This is a genomic window from Stenotrophomonas sp. 169, assembly GCF_014621775.1.
In the GTDB taxonomy this organism is placed as follows: Bacteria; Pseudomonadota; Gammaproteobacteria; order Xanthomonadales; family Xanthomonadaceae; genus Stenotrophomonas.
Map to the genome: position 1 here is coordinate 2665622 of NZ_CP061204.1, position 16342 is coordinate 2681963.

20 protein-coding genes and 1 tRNA gene are annotated in these 16342 nt (G+C 62.4%); 5 read left to right on the top strand and 16 right to left on the bottom strand.

Translation table 11 applies throughout. From position 1 onward, the window contains the following. Positions 1–34: 34 nt before the first annotated feature. Both ICJ04_RS11550 and ICJ04_RS11555 read left to right on the top strand, forming a co-directional pair. Positions 35–736 carry a pirin family protein gene (locus ICJ04_RS11550; RefSeq protein ID WP_188324394.1) on the top strand — a complete coding sequence of 234 codons (702 nt, stop codon included), beginning with the start codon at positions 35–37 and terminating at the stop codon, positions 734–736. Positions 737–1027: 291 nt separating this feature from the next. Beyond that, positions 1028–1195, top strand: a complete 168-nt coding sequence (locus ICJ04_RS11555; RefSeq protein WP_188324395.1) for a hypothetical protein — start codon at positions 1028–1030, stop codon at positions 1193–1195. A 189-nt stretch (positions 1196–1384) separates the two neighbouring features. Here the strand turns inward: ICJ04_RS11555 and ICJ04_RS11560 are convergent, their stop codons facing one another. The 4 genes from ICJ04_RS11560 to ICJ04_RS11575 all read right to left on the bottom strand — a co-directional run bounded on the left by ICJ04_RS11560 (position 1385) and on the right by ICJ04_RS11575 (position 3780). Next, positions 1385–1588, bottom strand: a complete 204-nt coding sequence (locus ICJ04_RS11560) for a hypothetical protein (protein WP_188324396.1) — start codon at positions 1586–1588, stop codon at positions 1385–1387. Between the two features lie 366 nt (positions 1589–1954). Continuing rightward, a complete protein-coding gene (locus ICJ04_RS11565; protein ID WP_188324397.1) occupies positions 1955–2323 on the bottom strand; it encodes a hypothetical protein in 369 nt (122 codons plus the stop codon). Next, positions 2320–2766, bottom strand: coding sequence for a hypothetical protein (locus ICJ04_RS11570; protein WP_188324398.1), 447 nt, complete (start codon positions 2764–2766; stop codon positions 2320–2322). The genes ICJ04_RS11565 and ICJ04_RS11570 overlap by 4 nt, the downstream gene beginning before the upstream one ends. A 321-nt stretch (positions 2767–3087) precedes the next feature. Further along, positions 3088–3780, bottom strand: coding sequence for a hypothetical protein (locus ICJ04_RS11575; protein ID WP_188324399.1), 693 nt, complete (start codon positions 3778–3780; stop codon positions 3088–3090). A 715-nt stretch (positions 3781–4495) separates the two neighbouring features. On the opposite strand from ICJ04_RS11575, the gene ICJ04_RS11580 reads away from it, so the two are divergent. Beyond that, positions 4496–5260: a hypothetical protein gene (locus tag ICJ04_RS11580; protein WP_188324400.1), complete on the top strand. Its 765-nt coding sequence runs from the start codon at positions 4496–4498 to the stop codon at positions 5258–5260. A 159-nt stretch (positions 5261–5419) separates the two neighbouring features. On the opposite strand, the gene ICJ04_RS11585 is transcribed toward ICJ04_RS11580, so the two are convergent. From ICJ04_RS11585 to ICJ04_RS18370, 5 genes are all read right to left on the bottom strand, one after another. Then, complete coding sequence (locus ICJ04_RS11585) at positions 5420–6163, bottom strand: hypothetical protein (RefSeq protein ID WP_188324401.1); 744 nt, start codon at positions 6161–6163, stop codon at positions 5420–5422. Beyond that, complete coding sequence (locus ICJ04_RS11590) at positions 6160–6339, bottom strand: hypothetical protein (RefSeq protein WP_188324402.1); 180 nt, start codon at positions 6337–6339, stop codon at positions 6160–6162. The genes ICJ04_RS11585 and ICJ04_RS11590 overlap by 4 nt, the downstream gene beginning before the upstream one ends. After that, positions 6336–6707, bottom strand: coding sequence for a C-terminal helicase domain-containing protein (locus tag ICJ04_RS18360; protein ID WP_223202869.1), 372 nt, complete (start codon positions 6705–6707; stop codon positions 6336–6338). The genes ICJ04_RS11590 and ICJ04_RS18360 overlap by 4 nt, the downstream gene beginning before the upstream one ends. 129 nt (positions 6708–6836) lie before the next feature. Continuing rightward, complete coding sequence (locus ICJ04_RS18365; RefSeq protein ID WP_223202870.1) at positions 6837–7178, bottom strand: hypothetical protein; 342 nt, start codon at positions 7176–7178, stop codon at positions 6837–6839. 49 nt (positions 7179–7227) lie between these two features. Beyond that, positions 7228–7380 (bottom strand): hypothetical protein, encoded by a 153-nt coding sequence (locus ICJ04_RS18370; protein ID WP_223202871.1) that lies wholly within the window; start codon positions 7378–7380, stop codon positions 7228–7230. A gap of 189 nt (positions 7381–7569) precedes the next feature. Here ICJ04_RS18370 and ICJ04_RS11600 point away from each other — a divergent pair, with 189 nt between their 5' ends. Both ICJ04_RS11600 and ICJ04_RS11605 read left to right on the top strand, forming a co-directional pair. Further along, positions 7570–7839: a hypothetical protein gene (locus ICJ04_RS11600; protein ID WP_188324403.1), complete on the top strand. Its 270-nt coding sequence runs from the start codon at positions 7570–7572 to the stop codon at positions 7837–7839. Further along, positions 7826–8041, top strand: coding sequence for an AlpA family phage regulatory protein (locus ICJ04_RS11605; RefSeq protein ID WP_188324404.1), 216 nt, complete (start codon positions 7826–7828; stop codon positions 8039–8041). Before ICJ04_RS11600 ends, ICJ04_RS11605 begins: the two co-directional genes overlap by 14 nt. Positions 8042–8106: 65 nt before the next feature. On the opposite strand, the gene ICJ04_RS11610 is transcribed toward ICJ04_RS11605, so the two are convergent. The 7 genes from ICJ04_RS11610 to ubiB form a co-directional block, all read right to left on the bottom strand. After that, positions 8107–8199: transfer RNA gene (locus ICJ04_RS11610), tRNA-Ser, on the bottom strand. Between the two features lie 81 nt (positions 8200–8280). Next, positions 8281–8481: a carbon storage regulator CsrA gene (gene csrA, locus ICJ04_RS11615; protein ID WP_042615469.1), complete on the bottom strand. Its 201-nt coding sequence runs from the start codon at positions 8479–8481 to the stop codon at positions 8281–8283. A gap of 145 nt (positions 8482–8626) precedes the next feature. Then, complete coding sequence (gene alaS, locus ICJ04_RS11620) at positions 8627–11278, bottom strand: alanine--tRNA ligase (protein WP_188324405.1); 2652 nt, start codon at positions 11276–11278, stop codon at positions 8627–8629. 104 nt (positions 11279–11382) lie between these two features. Further along, on the bottom strand, positions 11383–11880 hold the full coding sequence (gene recX / locus ICJ04_RS11625) for a recombination regulator RecX (RefSeq protein WP_188324406.1): 498 nt from the start codon (positions 11878–11880) through the stop codon (positions 11383–11385). Positions 11881–11992: 112 nt separating this feature from the next. Then, positions 11993–13033 carry a recombinase RecA gene (gene recA / locus ICJ04_RS11630; RefSeq protein WP_188324407.1) on the bottom strand — a complete coding sequence of 347 codons (1041 nt, stop codon included), beginning with the start codon at positions 13031–13033 and terminating at the stop codon, positions 11993–11995. 155 nt (positions 13034–13188) lie between these two features. Continuing rightward, on the bottom strand, positions 13189–13833 hold the full coding sequence (gene lexA, locus ICJ04_RS11635) for a transcriptional repressor LexA (RefSeq protein ID WP_188324408.1): 645 nt from the start codon (positions 13831–13833) through the stop codon (positions 13189–13191). An 809-nt stretch (positions 13834–14642) separates the two neighbouring features. Further along, a complete protein-coding gene (ubiB, locus tag ICJ04_RS11640; protein WP_188324409.1) occupies positions 14643–16325 on the bottom strand; it encodes a 2-polyprenylphenol 6-hydroxylase in 1683 nt (560 codons plus the stop codon). Positions 16326–16342: the final 17 nt, after the last annotated feature.

Sequence of the window (16342 nt, forward strand, 5' to 3'; positions counted from 1 at the left end):
CCCGCATCGAAACCATCGAACAAGGAGATTCACCATGATCCAGATCCGCAAGAGCGCAACCCGTGGCAAGGCCGACCATGGCTGGCTGAACTCCATGCACACCTTCTCGTTCGCCAACTACCATGACGCCCGCTACACCCAGTTCGGCCCGTTGAGGGTGATCAACGAAGACAAGGTGATCGGTGGTCAGGGCTTCGGCACCCACAGCCACCGCAACATGGAAATCGTCTCCTACGTGCTGGGCGGTGCGCTGGAGCACAAGGATTCGATGGGCACCGGATCGGTCCTTCGCTACGGTGACGTGCAGCGCATGAGCGCGGGCAGCGGCGTCAGCCACAGCGAGTTCAACCATTCCGCCGATGAACCGGTGCACTTCCTGCAGATCTGGCTGTTCCCGGACCAGGAGAACATCGAACCGTCCTACCAGGAGACCCACTTCACCCCGGATGACAAGCGCGGCCAGCTCCGCCTGATCGCTTCGCCCGACGGTGCCGATGGCTCCCTGTTGATCCACCAGGACGCGCGCATCTTCGCCAGCATCCTCGATGGCGCACAGCGCCTGCACCACACCCTCGCACCGGGCCGCGGCGCCTATGTGCAGGTGGCCCGCGGGCAGCTGCAGGTCAACGGCATCACCCTGGAGGCAGGCGACGCGCTGCAGATGCGCGACGAAGTGCAGGTGACACTGGAAAACGGCAATGATGCCGAGGTGCTGGTGTTCGACATGCCGCTGTAAGGGCCGTCGTCCGGGTGGCGGGCAATGCCTGCCACCCGCCTGCACGTCGTCGACACCCTTATCGAACCTGCCGACAGTCACCGAGGACGACGCCACCGGTGTTGATGTCGTGCACGGTACCGACCAGGCGGGCGATAGCGCACCGTCCCGCCAACGGCGCCCACGCGTCCCACACACGGCTTTGTCCGTGCCGGGTCTGTCGGCCCTCCATGCCCGCACCGCGTTCATGCGACGGACTCGTTCGCTTAACGACCCGGGTTGCACGATCCGTGTCACAACACGGAGGGTGCCATGAACAAACAATCGCCGACCAATCCGGGCAACGAAGAAGACGATCAGAATCAGGCGGACACGCCGGACAAGCTGCGCAACGACGGTGCACGCTGGAAAGAACGCGACATGCCCGAGCAGGAAGGCCACGCCACCCCGGATGACTACGAAAAGCCTGCGCCAGGCTGAGCCGGCATCACAAGGTAGAGCCGACTTCAGTCGGCTGCGTCACGGTAGAGCCGACTTCAGTCGGCTGCCTCACTTCCCGCCGAGCACGGCTCGGCGCTACCGTGGCCTTGGTAGCGCCGACCCATGGTCGGCGAGCGCAGCGGGCCGCACCGCATCACGCCGACCATCAGCCGGCATGACGCGTGTCCATCACGGGGCGGTGTAGGTCGCCGTCAACGTCACCGCGCGATACCCGCCGGTGACGCCCACCAACCGGATGAAGTACGAATCCGCCACCGGCAACGCGGCCTGCATGTACCGCGTCGTGCCGGCGCGCACCGCACTGACATCTGCACCAGTGCCATCGCGTTCCGGTGCGCGGGTGGTGCGTAGGCCGCGGACGTGCACATCCAAGAGCGCCGCTCCGGCTGGTCAAATCCTAAACAGCCTTCCAGTGGAACAACACCCTGAAGACATGCGTCGCCCCTACATGTCGGCCATGCTGAAACGCATGGGCTTCGGCCGTCCAACGATTAATGGATTTCGGTCAACTTTCAAGGATTCGCGGCGAGAACAACTGATTTCCCTGATGATTTGTCGGAAGCGGCGCTGGCTCATCGGATCCGCGATAAAGCCAAGGCTGCATACAAGCGAGGTACGATGCTCGAAAAGCGCAGAGCAATGATGGTAGCTTGGGCCGCGTATTGTGGGTATTAAAGTGATGCACATAGTGTTGCGATATCGAGCCGCGAAGCCGCTCTAACTAGACCAGTTGCGCCCTCACATCCAATCCGCATTATCGATAATCTCATCAAGCACGCTATTAATTCCGAAAAGATTCTCACTGACAACGCGGTAGAGCTCTGCAAATGTATCTTTAGCCTCCTTCGTTCCAAGATCCAAAGTGCTGTACCGAATCATCTCATTGAACTCGTACCACGCGTTATCTGGCCACGCAGCCAACTCTTGCAACGTTTGCGTGCCTGGATAAAAAAAGAGCCCGTAATCGGCGGTGTCGGTCTTCGTTATAGACCACTTATACTTGCAGTCGTATAGAAAAAATATTTCGCTACCTTGGGCGGCTGGCGTCACCTCAGTGATTCGATCCCGAGTCACAATCATTGCGTTAGCTGCAGAGACGATTTTCATTGTTGCGGTTCCTTTATGCTATCCACGAGAGCGACGGTATCGAAGTGGCGCATACTTTCCCTGAGCTCACTTACAAGCGCACGTTTCTGGGGCTCAGTAATCGGCTTACGCTTGTTAGACACGGATATTTTTATTTTAGATGAGACCGCTGCGAAGGACTTTGCAAAGGCTGGGTTGCCATCGATGTGGCCGCAGACTTCGTGGCAGATATTTACAACCTCAACCAAGGCGGATGGTTCCGTTGCGTTGAGGTCGTTCAAGCGGTCCAATTTTGCTCGAAGATCTGCCAGACTTCCTTGGTTGGCGGTTGCAGCCAAGGCTTTAAATACAGCACCGAGTTCTTTTCGCTTAGCAACGAATAGATAGATAGCGATGACGGAGGCCGCAATCGTTAGCAGATCGGCAAGCGCATTGATGACATCCTTAGCCAACATCCAGTCCATGTCTTAGCTCATTGGTTGCAGGCCGTAGGTGCCCCGCATGGAGGGTCCTTCAACGTGTGTCTGATGGACCTCAAGCTTGCCGGACAGCCACCGGCACTACCATCGGATTTGGTGCAGATTTGTTCAGACCTTCCCTAGCAGATCAGACCCGTTCCAGCGACTCGTTCATGTACTTTACCGCACTCATTCCGAGATACCCAGGGCCCGGCTGCTCACTGAAGCGTTTCCCACAAAACTCTGCGCAAGTCGCGACTGGTTCATCGAAGTGCGTGCAGCTCGTATCGGCCTATCGCTGGGCCAACAGGACCTTGCCTGGATCACTCACAGTCCAGCCAGACGCCGCATTCGCCCGAGTAGCAAGGGAATTCGCACGCTATGGTCCTCGGAAGGATGAAAGTGCGACGGCATTGAGTCGGCAAAGGCCACATCGGCAAGCAGGGCATCAAATTGATCCTCGATGTACTCCCTAACTGCTCCGCCTAAAGCGACCACTTCGTCCACTACAGAGGGACGCCCGTCGATCAAATTGACGATGTCTTCTATGTCATGATGAAGGTAATCGCCGTTTCCCCTACCACTGAACGCTCCTAGCTTGGTAGCCAATAGATACGGAGCAGTGACATGTCGTATCGTTCGCCCACTGGGTAGAGTGTAGAACGCTGCGTCGCGCGCTGCAGGCTCGAACCAAGGATTTCCGAATCCCAAGATCGATTCTTCGATCGGTACCACGTCGACAATTAACGAGCCACGTTTGAAGCGACAGACAATGTCTCCATCTTGGAAACCCAGGCAGCGCAGCTTATTGCATAGTTCTTCATAGCCTGTGTATGTAGTGACCTCGGCAACGAGATCCACGTCGATCGTCGCGCGAACCTCAGGTCGCGTTTCATCTGTAATGAGTATTCCCACCGCACACCCGCCCACTAAAGCAAGCTCTGGAAGAACGGGTTCCAAAGCTGCCGCCGCAAGCTCGAGAATTGCGAGATTCGCCTGTTGCCAAATCATGCGAGACATTGCCTCAGCTTTATTGCCGCCAGTTCGCGTTCACGCGCGGCGCCTGCTCTTATTGCGTCAACAAGCGTTAGTACATCGTAGAGCTTCGTGTCCGCCTGAGCCGCAACCGGCACAGAGGGATAAAGCGGGTATAGCGCGATGCCGCGAACAGTGCCGCCGGCGAAGGGCCAGACAAAGTCCGTCCCATCGGGCGAGAAGTTCTCGCGGAGCGCTGGTGCGGATGCCCCAGTCGGCATACCTACTGCCGCAGTGCCAAACGTGGGAGGGAAGCAGTAACGCACACCATGCAAGATGAACTCTTCTAGGGCGCCGCGGACCGGTTCAGTGCTACCAGCGATCTTGGAGAGCAAGCCCGCGGTCAAGCAGCGCGCAACGCAAGCATGCGTTTCTGAGGCGGAGATCCCCAGCTCTGCCCCCAACCTCGCATAGACAATCGGCCAGTCCTGGCTGACTGCGATCTTAGTCGCTACGACCAGATCTTGTGGTTTCAAAACTGCTTGACGATTGGCCATCAGGGTGCACCGAGGTCCGCGATCAGCAAATACTCTCACAAAACGGCGACGCTACGTCGTATTCGCTATTCGCGAATAGCGAATACTTCGTTCCGATTGAGTTCCTCGGATAAAATATCTTTACTTTCCGTGCCTTATGCATTGTTTTGAAAACCGTTGCGCGTGTGGTTTAATTGCCACGTCATCGCCAGTTGAGGGAACCCATGAACGTCGCCATTAGGAAGAAGAGCCCGCGTGCGCCTTCAAGCTCTCTTCCGGATGCGTTTGAGAGGGCGCTGAAGATCTATGCAAAGGAGCGGTTGCATCCAATGCCTACCGAGGTGTTTGCCCAAAATATGGGCTACAAATCGGCCAACAACGGTGCGGCGTTGCAGATGATCGCCTCTCTAAGATACTTTGGATTGGCCGAACGAGTGTCTGACGGGGTCCTAGCGATCTCGAAGGACGTGGAATCGCTCAAGTTTGCTCCCAGCGACTCTCTTAAAGCGGACCTGCTGAAGAAGTTTCTTCGCACGCCGGTGCTGTACGAAGAATTGCTCGACAAGTACGCGTCTGCCCTTCCTTCGGATCCCAACTTAAGGTACGAGCTCATACAGAGAGGCTTTGCCCCATCGGCGGCAGAGTCTGTGCTCATTGCCTTCCGGCAGTCGGTAGAGTTCGCTGGATACTATGCACAAGGCGAGGCTGGCGGCATAGAAGGCATGCGTGAGCACGAAGAGGCGGATCCACCGCCTATAGCTGTACCGGCGTCGGTCGGCGCGATAGCGGCGCAGCCATACAACTCACCGATGGCGCGCGCTGAAGACTTGATGCAAGACGAAGATCGCATCCCTGTAAGACTTCCGGGCGGACGACGCGCATGGCTCGTCATTCCGTCGCCATTTTTTGAAGCAGATAAAGCTCGCTTGAGAGCTCAGATCGACCTTCTTTTCACAAGCGAAGATGAAGACGGCGATAGCGGCGCTTGACCCGCCCGCTCGTATGACGCGTATGCCGCAGCGCATCTTCCACATGCGGCAACGCGAAGCCTCGGGATGTTGGTTCGACCGGAAGTTATCTAGGGGTCCGAGCAGCACCCCGCACAGCTTGTAGACAGTTAGTTAGTCTCATGGCCTACAACGGGCGGGTCAGACGCATGAAAAAAGCCTAATCCGAAACTCACGGCGGGCATCCTCAAGTGCCTGACGGACCGTGCCCCCGACGATGTTGTAGACGACTAGGTAGTCCCCTTTCCGCATCTTCACCGCGCGCGCGGCCTCCGCCGATGGACGCTTTCGCTCTGGCCACACGAGGTCGTCGGCAGCATCCTGCAGCACCAGCCGCAGTCGCCACCGATCTGCCGGGCATTCCAGCTGAAGGGGCACGTGGCCTTCGTAATGGTGCAGCGCGCGCACCACCCGCTGCAGTGCGAACCGCCCGAACCGGGCGAGGTCCACACCCTCAGCGCGCAACGCCACCGCCAATGCCGCCGCCTTCGCCAGCGGATCGCGCATCATCCCCAGCGCACCGGCAACGTCCGCCGAACTCAACGGGGGCAGTGTCGCCCTTCCCTCTACGGGCACACGGTAGCTGCCCGACACAACCATGCGTGCCAGCAGCTCCAGCGGATCCCGCGTGCTTTCGGGTCCAAGCCACTTGGCGGGCTGGGCTCCAGCGCGCGCTGGTACCTCGGGCAGCACTGCCGCAGGAAGGGCGTTCCATTTCCGGGCAGCCTCGTCAACGGCGCTGCCGTCATTTGAGGTGATCAGCGGTCCCTTGGCCCCGCACACGATGCATGCCACCTGGGCGGTTGATGCACCACGCTTCGCCGCGTGTACGCGCACACCAACTCGCCGTTCGCCGCAGTTGGCACATGGAGTGAACTGGTTCATGCGGCTATGCATCGGTCTACGTCGTCGACGTCGTCCACTACCAGCTTTGAACGACCGTCCTGCCAGGCAAGCCAGCGACTTCCATCTACGCTACACAGGATGGGCCCAGCATCGCCGGCGACGTAGAGGTGGTGGGCCGCCTCGTCCAGGCTCAGAAACTCGGGGATGACGCTCATGGTGTTACCTCGATAGTCGAAACGTTGACGGGCGCGACGGCGTGCCCGTGATCTTTGAGGAACTGCTGGGCCAGCGCACGCAACTGGTGCTCACCCACGTCACGGCGCTCCACTAGGTGCTCGCCCGGATTCCGGACACGCTCGATCTGCTCACGCTTCACGCCCAGAACCTCTGAAACGATCGGGTCACTCCCACTGTCGGCTATCAGGAAGTAGGCCATCACCGGCTCCTGCTGCCCGTCCCGGTGGATTCGGCCTATGCACTGTTCGTGCACGCCTGGAGACCAGTCGATCTCGCCAAACACCACCGTGCTGCACGCGTGCTGCAGGCCATCAACGCCAGCGCCGGCGCGGAGGCTGATCAGCATCACGCGGCTCGCGCCGGAGACGAACGCATCCTTGGCGGCCTGCTTCTACGCAAGGGATTCCGAGCCTGCGTACATGACCGGGTTGAAGTCGGCCAACTTCTCCTGCCAGATGCCGTACACCTCGCGGTGTCACCCGAACAAAAGGACCTGTTCCCCACTCTGGATGAGCAGCCGGACGAACTCAGCCATGTAGGGCGCCTTGTCCACACCCGTAGCCTGGCGGGCCAGTTGTTCCAGTTCGCCGGCAGCGCGCATCTTTTCCCCGCGATACTTCTCGTTCGACGCCAGGATGACATTGGCCAGCGCGGCAGCATCGCCAGCCACTTGGTCCAGCACGGCGGCATCGGCCTCGATCTCAAGGGGGATCTTCGATAGCTCAGGCAACTCGCGCCCCACTTCCTTGCGCGTTCGGCGAAGCATGATGCCCTCACGGCGCAGGTATCGGCCGAACTGTTCTGCGTCCTGCAGCATGGCCTTCTGGCCCGGGGCGGCGATGCACCATTCCCCGCAGGAACTCCTCTTAGGTGCCCAAGCAACCCGGCAGCAGCGGGTCCAACACGTGGAAGAAGTCGCTGCCGTAGTTGTAGATCGGCATGGCGGTCAGCCCCTGCCCGGCGACCGGCTGTGGGTGCGCGAAACGTGGATGCCTGGCTATGTTTATGAGGCTGATCATGAAGAAGGCCCCAAAGTCTCTGTGATCTACCGGGCGGACAACTGTGAATCGGTTGTCGCCGCGCCTACCTACGAGTTGGCCGAGCAGCGGGACCGAGAGTTCTCGGATAATGGCGACGATGCCCCGCCCTGGCAGCCGAGCATCCACGTGGCTCGCTGGGCCTGCCGCCTGGCGCTGTAGATCACCGACGTGCGCGTGCAACGGCTGCAGGCGATCATCGGGGCCGACGTGCGCGCCGAAGGCATCGAAGTGCACACCGATGATGGGGTCACGTACTACGGCCCCCACGGACAAGGTGACGTTCGACACGACCTTGCGTTCCGCGACCTCTGGACCAGCACCGGCACCGACTGGGAGAGCTATTCATGGGCATGGGTGATCGGCTTCCGTCCCCTTGAAGCAGGCCTGCATCACGCAGCATCAGACACAACGAAGGAGACCCGAGATGGGCGCAGCTGAAACCCTTGAAGAACTTCTGTCCCTTGAGCGCGTCCGCGCGGCTACCGGGATGGGCACGACATTCATCTACGGCGAGATCAAGGCCGGCCGCTTCCCGAAGTCCATCCGTGTGGGCCGGCGCGCACTGTGGATACAATCCGAAGTGCAGGGCTGGATCCGGGGGCAGATTGCCCAAAATCGGCGCCTGCAGGTGGGTGGGTAACCGGGCGGGTAGCAAGGGAGCAGGCAACAAAAAAGCCCCTATTTCTAGGGGCTTTTCTGAGTATATGGCGGAGCGAGAGGGATTCGAACCCTCGATAGAGTTTTTGACCCTATACTCCCTTAGCAGGGGAGCCCCTTCAGCCGCTCGGGCATCGCTCCGGGGTGGTGCAACCGCTGGTGGAGAAGTACTCCGCAGCGGGGACGCGAATAATAACGTTTTTCGCGGCCGCAGGTAAAGCCTTATTCAGCAGAATCTTCACTGCTGGTCGCAGCTTCATCTCCGCGCTGGATGCGCTGGTAGATTTCTTCGCGATGGACGGCCACGTCCTTCGGTGCCGTGATGCCGATACGGACCTGGTTGCCCTTGACGCCGAGCACAGTAACGCTGACCGAGTCGCCGATCATCAGGGTTTCGCCAACGCGGCGGGTCAAGATCAACATTGCAGTAATTCTCCATGAAACCGTGTGGAAGGGTATCCCCCACCGGCCTGGCAGACCGTCAAGGCCCGCCCCACGTTTAAGGGAAAAAGATGGCCAATGGTACCGTCAGCCCTCCCGCAGCCACAAGGCACGAGAGGGCTGCGGTTCATACGAGACGCGGCTTGACCCAATCGGCAACCGCCGCCAATGCAGATGCAAGGGCGGGCCCGTCCTCACCACCACCCTGGGCCAAGTCCGGGCGACCGCCGCCCTTGCCCCCGATCTGACTGGCAACGTGGGCCAACAGTTCCCCCGCCTTGACCCTGCCGGTTGCACTGCCGTTCACGCCAGCGACCAGCGCGGCCTTGCCGTCCTGGGTGCCGGCCAGCAGGATCACGGCATCACCCAGCTGCTGCTTCAGGCGATCCACCGCATCACGCAGGGCTTTTGCGTCAAAGCCTTCAAGCCGGGCGACCAGCAGCTTCACTCCGGCCACGTCCACCGCCTGCGACGAGAGGTCCGCCGTGGCACCGGCGGCCAGCTTGGCCTTCAACGATTCAAGCTCACGTTCCAGCTGTTTCTGCCGTGCGACCTGCACGCGGATCTTTTCCACCACGTCGGCCGCGCTGCCACCCAGCAGATGGGCGGCTTCGGCCAGACGCGCTTCTTCGGCATCCACATGGTCCAGCGCACCCTGGCCGGTCACGGCCTCGATGCGACGCACGCCGGAGGACACGCCGCCCTCGGACGTGATCTTGAACAGACCGATGTCACCGGTGCGGCTGACGTGCGTGCCACCGCACAGCTCCGTCGAGTAGTCGCCCATTTTCAGGACGCGCACGTTCTCGCCGTACTTCTCGCCGAACAGGGCCATTGCGCCGAAGTCCAGCGCTTCCTGCATGCCCATGTTGTGCACTTCAACGGCGTTGTTGATGCGTACCTGCTGGTTGACCCTGCGCTCGATGATCGCCAGTTCTTCGGCGCTGATCGGCTGGAAATGCGAAAAGTCGAAGCGCAGGCGATCCGGAGCCACCAGCGAGCCCTTCTGCTGCACGTGGGTACCCAGCACTTCGCGCAGGGCGGCATGCAGGAGGTGCGTGGCGGAGTGGTTGAGGATGGTGGCGCCACGGCGCTCGGCATCGACCTGCCCGGCCAGCACGTCGCCGACCTTCAGGCTGCCTTCGGCCAGCGTGCCGACATGGCCATGGAACTGCCCCGCGAACTTCTGCGTTTCCGCTACGTCCACGCGCACGCCGTTGGCCGACAGCACGCCGGTATCGCCCACCTGGCCACCGGATTCGGCATAGAACGGCGTCTGCTCGGTCAGCACGATGACCGCATCACCGGCCTGCACGGCCTGTACCGGGCGACCGTCCTTCAGCAGGGCCACCACGCGCAGGCCATCGGACTGCAACGCGTCATAGCCCAGGAACACGGTCGGCTTCAGCGTGGCCACCAGATCAGCCGGAAGCGACACGCCACCACCGAACTTGCCCGCGGCGCGCGCGGTTTCGCGCTGCTGTTCCATCGCCGCATCGAACCCCGCCGTGTCCACGGTCATGTCGCGCTCGCGGGCGATATCGGCAGTCAGGTCCAGCGGGAAGCCATACGTGTCAAACAGACGGAAGGCATCGACACCCGGAATCACCTTGTTGCTGGCACGGCTGGCGATGTCTTCGAAGATCTTCATGCCGGCATCGAGCGTTTCAGCGAAGCGCTCTTCCTCAGCCTTCAGCGCACGGGTCACGGTGTCGGCCGTGGCCGGCAGCTCCGGATAGGCCACACCCATCTGCTCCACCAGCGTGGGCACCAACTTGCTGAAGAACGGCTGGCGCACGCCGAGCAACCAGCCATGGCGCAGTGCGCGGCGGATGATACGGCGCAGCACGTAGCCGCGGCCTTCGTTGGACGGCAGCACGCCGTCCACGATCAGGAAGGAACAGGCGCGGATGTGATCGGCGATCACGCGCAGCGACTTGTTTTCCAGATCGCCCATGCCGGTCAGCTCGCTGGCCTTGCGGATCAGCGCCTGGAACAGGTCGATTTCATAGTTCGTATGCACGTGCTGCAGGATCGCCGCCAAGCGCTCCAGGCCCATGCCCGTATCCACGCACGGCGCGGGCAGCGGGATCAGCGTGCCATCGGGCTGGCGATCGAACTGCATGAACACCAGGTTCCAGATTTCGATGAAGCGGTCACCGTCTTCGTCCGGCGAACCCGGCGGACCACCGGCGATATGATCGCCATGGTCATAGAAGATTTCCGTGCAGGGACCGCACGGCCCGGTGTCGGCCATCTGCCAGAAATTGTCCGAGGCGTACGGGGCGCCCTTGTTGTCGCCGATGCGCACGATGCGCTCTTCGGGGATGCCCACCATGTCGCGCCACAGTGCATAGGCTTCGTCATCGGTCTGGTAGACGGTGACCAGCAGGCGATCTGCCGGCAGCTTCCAGACCTGGGTCAGCAGCTCCCACGCCCACGCGATCGCATCCTTCTTGAAATAGTCGCCGAAGGACCAGTTGCCCAGCATTTCAAAGAAGGTGTGGTGACGTGCGGTGTAGCCGACCTGGTCCAGGTCGTTGTGCTTGCCACCCGCACGCAGGCAACGCTGCACATCGGCGGCGCGCACGTAGCTGCGCTTTTCTGCACCGAGGAACACGTCCTTGAACTGGACCATGCCGGAATTGGTGAACAGCAGGGTCGGGTCATTGCCGGGCACCAAGGGGGCCGACGGCACGATGGTGTGCCCCTTTCCCTTGAAGAACTCAAGGAAATCACTGCGGATCTGGGAGGTGGTGAATTTGGCGGATGCGGTCATGGGGGCTGGCAGTCTGCGGGCCGGAGAGCCACCGCCGCCAGCCACACTGGCCAGGGTCGGATTTCGGACCTCCGAAACCCTGAAGGGTAACAGGCCAGCGCCGCTCAGTCCTCTGCATCGAAGCGGGTAGCGCGGCGGATGGTGTCGCCATCGAACCCGCGGCGGGCCAGCAGGTCGGCGGCCTTGCGCCGCTGGGGCAGATCCTGCGGCCCTTCCTCGCCGAATCGACGGCGAACCAGGTCGCGGGCGTTGTCGAGGAAATCCCCTTCGTAGCGATCCATCGCCGCACTCACGGCGTCGCTATCCAGACCGTGGGTACCCAGCTCGGCGAGGATATGGCGCGGGCCATAGCCGCCATTGGCGCGGTTGCGCACCAGTGTTTCCGCAAAGCGCTCATCGTCCTGCCAGCCTTCGCTGGTCAGACGGTCCACGGCGGCCTGGGCCTGCTCGGGCTCGATGCCGCGGGCTACCAGCTTCCGGCCCAGCTCCTTGCGCGAGTGCTCGCGCCGCACCAGCAGGCCCAGCGCGCGTTGCAGCGGCGTCAGCTCAGGCCGTCGGCGCTTGCGGGCCGGAGCGGCGGGCGGTTCGGTTTCGTCGTGCATGTCCACATCCTTCCGTCAGCGTCGTGGCGTCACGCCACCTGACCAACGGGCATCAAGAGCTGCGGGACAGGGCGACGTCACTGACGGCGCCACCCTGCCCCGCAGGCACTGCTTACGCTTCTTCGGCGTCGTCTTCGTCGCCCGCTTCCTTGGGCGCCTCGGCCGGCTGGAACTTCTCACGCAGTTCCGCTTCCAGCTTCTGGGCGACCTTCGGGTTGTCGCGCAGGTAGCCGCGGGCGTTGTCCTTGCCCTGGCCGATACGCTCTTCACCGTAGCTGTACCAGGCGCCTGCCTTCTCGACCAGCTTGGCTTCCACGCCCATGTCGATCAGCTCGCCTTCGCGGCTGATGCCTTCGCCGTACAGGATCTCGGTGATGACCTGCTTGAACGGGGGCGCCAGCTTGTTCTTGACCACCTTGATCTTGGTCTGGTTGCCGATGATCTCGTCGCCCTTCTTGATCGCGCCGATACGACGGATATCCAGGCGCACGGAGGCATAGAACTTCAATGCGTTGCCGCCGGTGGTCACTTCCGGGCTCTGGCCCGGCATCATGACGCCGATCTTGTGGCGCAGCTGGTTGATGAACACCACCAGCGTGTTGGAGCGCTTGATGTTGCCGGTCAGCTTGCGCAGCGCCTGGCTCATCAGGCGGGCCTGAAGACCCGGCAGCTGGTCGCCCATTTCGCCTTCGATTTCCGCCTTCGGCGTCAATGCGGCGACCGAGTCGATCACCACGATGTCCACCGAGTTGGAGCGCACCAGCATGTCGGCGATTTCCAGCGCCTGCTCACCGGTATCCGGCTGCGACAGCAGCAGGTCGTCTACGTTGACGCCCAGCTTGCCGGCATAGATCGGATCCAGCGCATGCTCGGCGTCGATGAACGCTGCCGTGCCGCCCTTCTTCTGGCACTCCGCGATGGCCTGCAGGGTCAGCGTGGTCTTGCCGGACGATTCCGGGCCATAGATTTCCACTACCCGGCCCTTCGGCAGGCCGCCGATGCCCAAGGCAATGTCCAGCATCAGCGAACCGGTCGGGATGATCTCGACAGGCTCGACAACGCGGTCGCCCATGCGCATCACCGAACCCTTGCCGAACTGCTTTTCGATCTGGCTCAGAGCGGCTGCCAGGGCGCGCTTCTTGTTCTCGTCCATTGTCTTGGTCCTTGAAGTAGTGGTCATCTTTTTAATCGTGGTCAACTCGGGTTCGGGGGAGACTGTAGCGGCCGCTCATCGCACAGAGTGAGACGCGGGCCGGGCAAGTCGAACATTATCGCCGCAGACGTCAGCGGCAGCCGTCCCCGGGATGTTCAGCGGTTGGGTCGCAGCAGGCCGCAGTACAGGCCTTCGATGGAAAAATCCTGGTCAGGTTGGACTTCGATCGGCGCATAGTCAGGGTTTCGCGGCAGCAGGCGGATCCGGTCCTTGCCGATCTTCAGCAGCTTGACGGTGATTTCCTCGTCGATCCGCGCCACCACGATCTGCCCGGTGCGCGCATCACGGGTGCGATGCACGCCGATCAGGTCACCGTCGAAGATGCCTTCGTCGATCATCGAGTCGCCCTGCACCTTCAGCAGGTAATCCGGCGCAGGCGAGAAGAACACCCGGTCGAGCACGACGAAATCGTCCGATCCGATGTCCGCCCCGATCGGCAGGCCGGCGGCGACACGACCCAGCACGGGCAGGCGCAGCACGCTGTCATCGAGCGCCGGATCGGCCACCTGCTTCAACGGCGGGGCCTGGATCAGCCGGATACCACGCGCCTGCCCGGGCACGCGGCGGATCGCCCCGGCCGCTTCCAAGGCCTCAAGGTGATACTGCGCTGCGCGCACCCCCTTGAAGCCGAAGGCCCGCGCGATCTCGGTCTGCGACGGCGGCACGCCGTCGCTTTCGATGCGTTCGGTGATCATCTGCAGGATGGCCTGCTGGGTTTCGGAGAGCGTCGTCGTGTCCATGGTTAGTAGTAATACTACTAACTCAATCGTGTCGCAAGTGCCTCCGATGTGGCGGCGAACGGCGGGGCCCCTCGTGGTGGGTCGCTGAGAGCGGGTTACGGTGATTGGGCCGGGCGATGGGACTGGTCGGGGGACGGCAAAAGCTGCATCCATGCGGACCTCGTTTCGCGCCATCCGTGGCGCTCAACGCCCCCGCCCAGCCCCACCGCCCGGCCCTGCGACGGTTCGCGTGCGCCCACCATGGACAAAAATAGGAAAAGCATAAGCAGAGCGGTAGCGCCGAGCCGTGCTCGGCGGAATGTTCCCGCCAACGGCCCGCTGCGCTCGCCGACCATGGGTCGGCGCTACCTTTTTTCTTTTTACGTGGTGGGACGCACACGCGGACTGTCAGGGCCGGGCGGTGGGGCTGGGCGGGGGCGTTGAGCGCCATGGATGGCGCGAAACGAGCGCTACATGGACGTACTTGTGCGCGTCCCCCGACCAGCCCCACCGCCCGGCCCACCCACGGTAGGCAAATCCAAACGACCCACCACGAGGGGCTCAGCCGTTCGCCCGATGTTCCCGCCAACGGCCCGCTGCGCTCGCCGACCATGGGTCGGCGCTACCTTTTTCTTTTTACGTGGTGGGACGCACACGCGGACTGTCAGGGCCGGGCGGGAGGGGTTGGTGGGGGCGTTGAGTGCCATGGATGGCACGAAACGAGGCACGCATGGATGCAGCTCTTGCCGTCCCCCACCAACCCCTCCCGCCCGGCCAAACCCAGAGAGCTCCAACCGACCCACCGCGAGGGGTTCAGCCGTTCGCCCGCCTCACCGACGGCGGCCGCTGCGCCAGATCGAAAACAGAATCCACACCCCGCACAGCCCTGCGCCGATGAAGCCGCCCACGCCCAGCACCAGCAGCCAGCGGCTGGAAAGCCCACCCACGCTGTGCATGACGATCGACGAGCCGATGATCAGCGCTGCGGTGATGATGCCCACCACCAGCCGGTTCGCTGCCTGGTTCACCTGATCGCCGAAACCCTTCAGCGCATTGGTTTCGACCTTGATCTGCAGGCGACCGCGGCGTGCCGCCTGCACCAGCCGACGTAGATCGCGTGGCAGCTCGCCAGCCAGGTCGATCATTCCCAGCAGGCTGCGTCGTCCCCGCCGCAGCAGTGCGCGCGGCGCATAGCGCTGCATCACCACACGCTCCAGGAACGGGCGCGCGGCACTGGCCATGTCGAATTCGGGATCCAGCTGCCGCCCCATCCCTTCCAGGGTCAGGAAGGCCTTGATCATCAGCGCCAGATCCGCCGGCAGCATCAGGTTGTAGCTGCGCAGCAGCAAGGTGATGTCACTGAGCATCAAGCCGATGCGCAGGTCCTTCAGCGGGACACCGCGATAGCGGTCGACGAACTGGCTGATGTCCTGCTGCAGGCGTCCTTCGTCCACCGCTACGCCGCCCGCCCAGTCCAACAGGATATCGGCGACGGCCTCCGGCTCTTGCTCGACCAGTCCGTGCAGCAACTGTGCAACCTGGAATCGACGCGACTCGGAGAGCGTACCCACCATGCCGAAATCGATCACCCCGATGCGCCCGTCGCGCAGGTAGATGATGTTGCCCGGGTGCGGATCGGCGTGGAAACAGCCGTCCTGCAGCACCATCTTCAGCACGATATCGGCGCCGCGGTTGGCCAGCTGGCGCCGGTCCAGCCCGGCGGCGTCCACGCCGGCCAGGTCACGCCCGGAGATGCCGTCGACGAAATCCTGGACGTTCAAGCTCTCGCAGGTCCACTGCCAGTGCACCTGCGGGATCAGGATGTCCTGGCGACCTTCAAAGTCGCGTGCGATGCGCTCGGCGTTGCGGCATTCGGCCGCGAAATCCAGCTCGCGACGCAGCGATGTGGTGAACTGCTGCACCACCTCGGCAGGATGATAGCGGCGCAGGTCCGGCAGCCGCGCTTCGATGATCTCGGCCAGCCGTGCCAACAGGCGCAGATCCGCCTCGACGACGTCACGGATGCCGGGGCGACGCACTTTCAGCACGACCTCGCGGCCGTCGTGCAGCCGCGCACGATGCGCCTGCGCCAGCGAGGCGGCGGCCAGCGGCGTTTCGTCCAGCCACGCAAATACCTGCGCCGGCTCTCCACCGACGTCTCGCTTCAACTGCTCGTGGATCTGTGCATAGGGTAGCGCCGGCACCGCATTCTGCAGTTCGGAAAATTCAGCGATCCATTCGGGCGGGAACAGGTCCACGCGGGTAGCCAGCACCTGTCCCAACTTGACGAACGTAGGACCGAGCTCTTCCATCGCACGGCGCACACGCATCGGCGCGGTCATCGGCAGCCGCTGGCTGCTGTCATCGCCCCAGTGCAGCAGGCGACCTGCGCGCTCGAGCACATCGGCCAGGCCGATCCGCCGCACCAGGTCACCGAACCCATAACGGATCAGGACCGCAGCGATTTCCTGCAGACGTCCAAGGTCACGGACCGTGCCCAGTGTTTCCCACATCGAAGACCGCTCCGTGC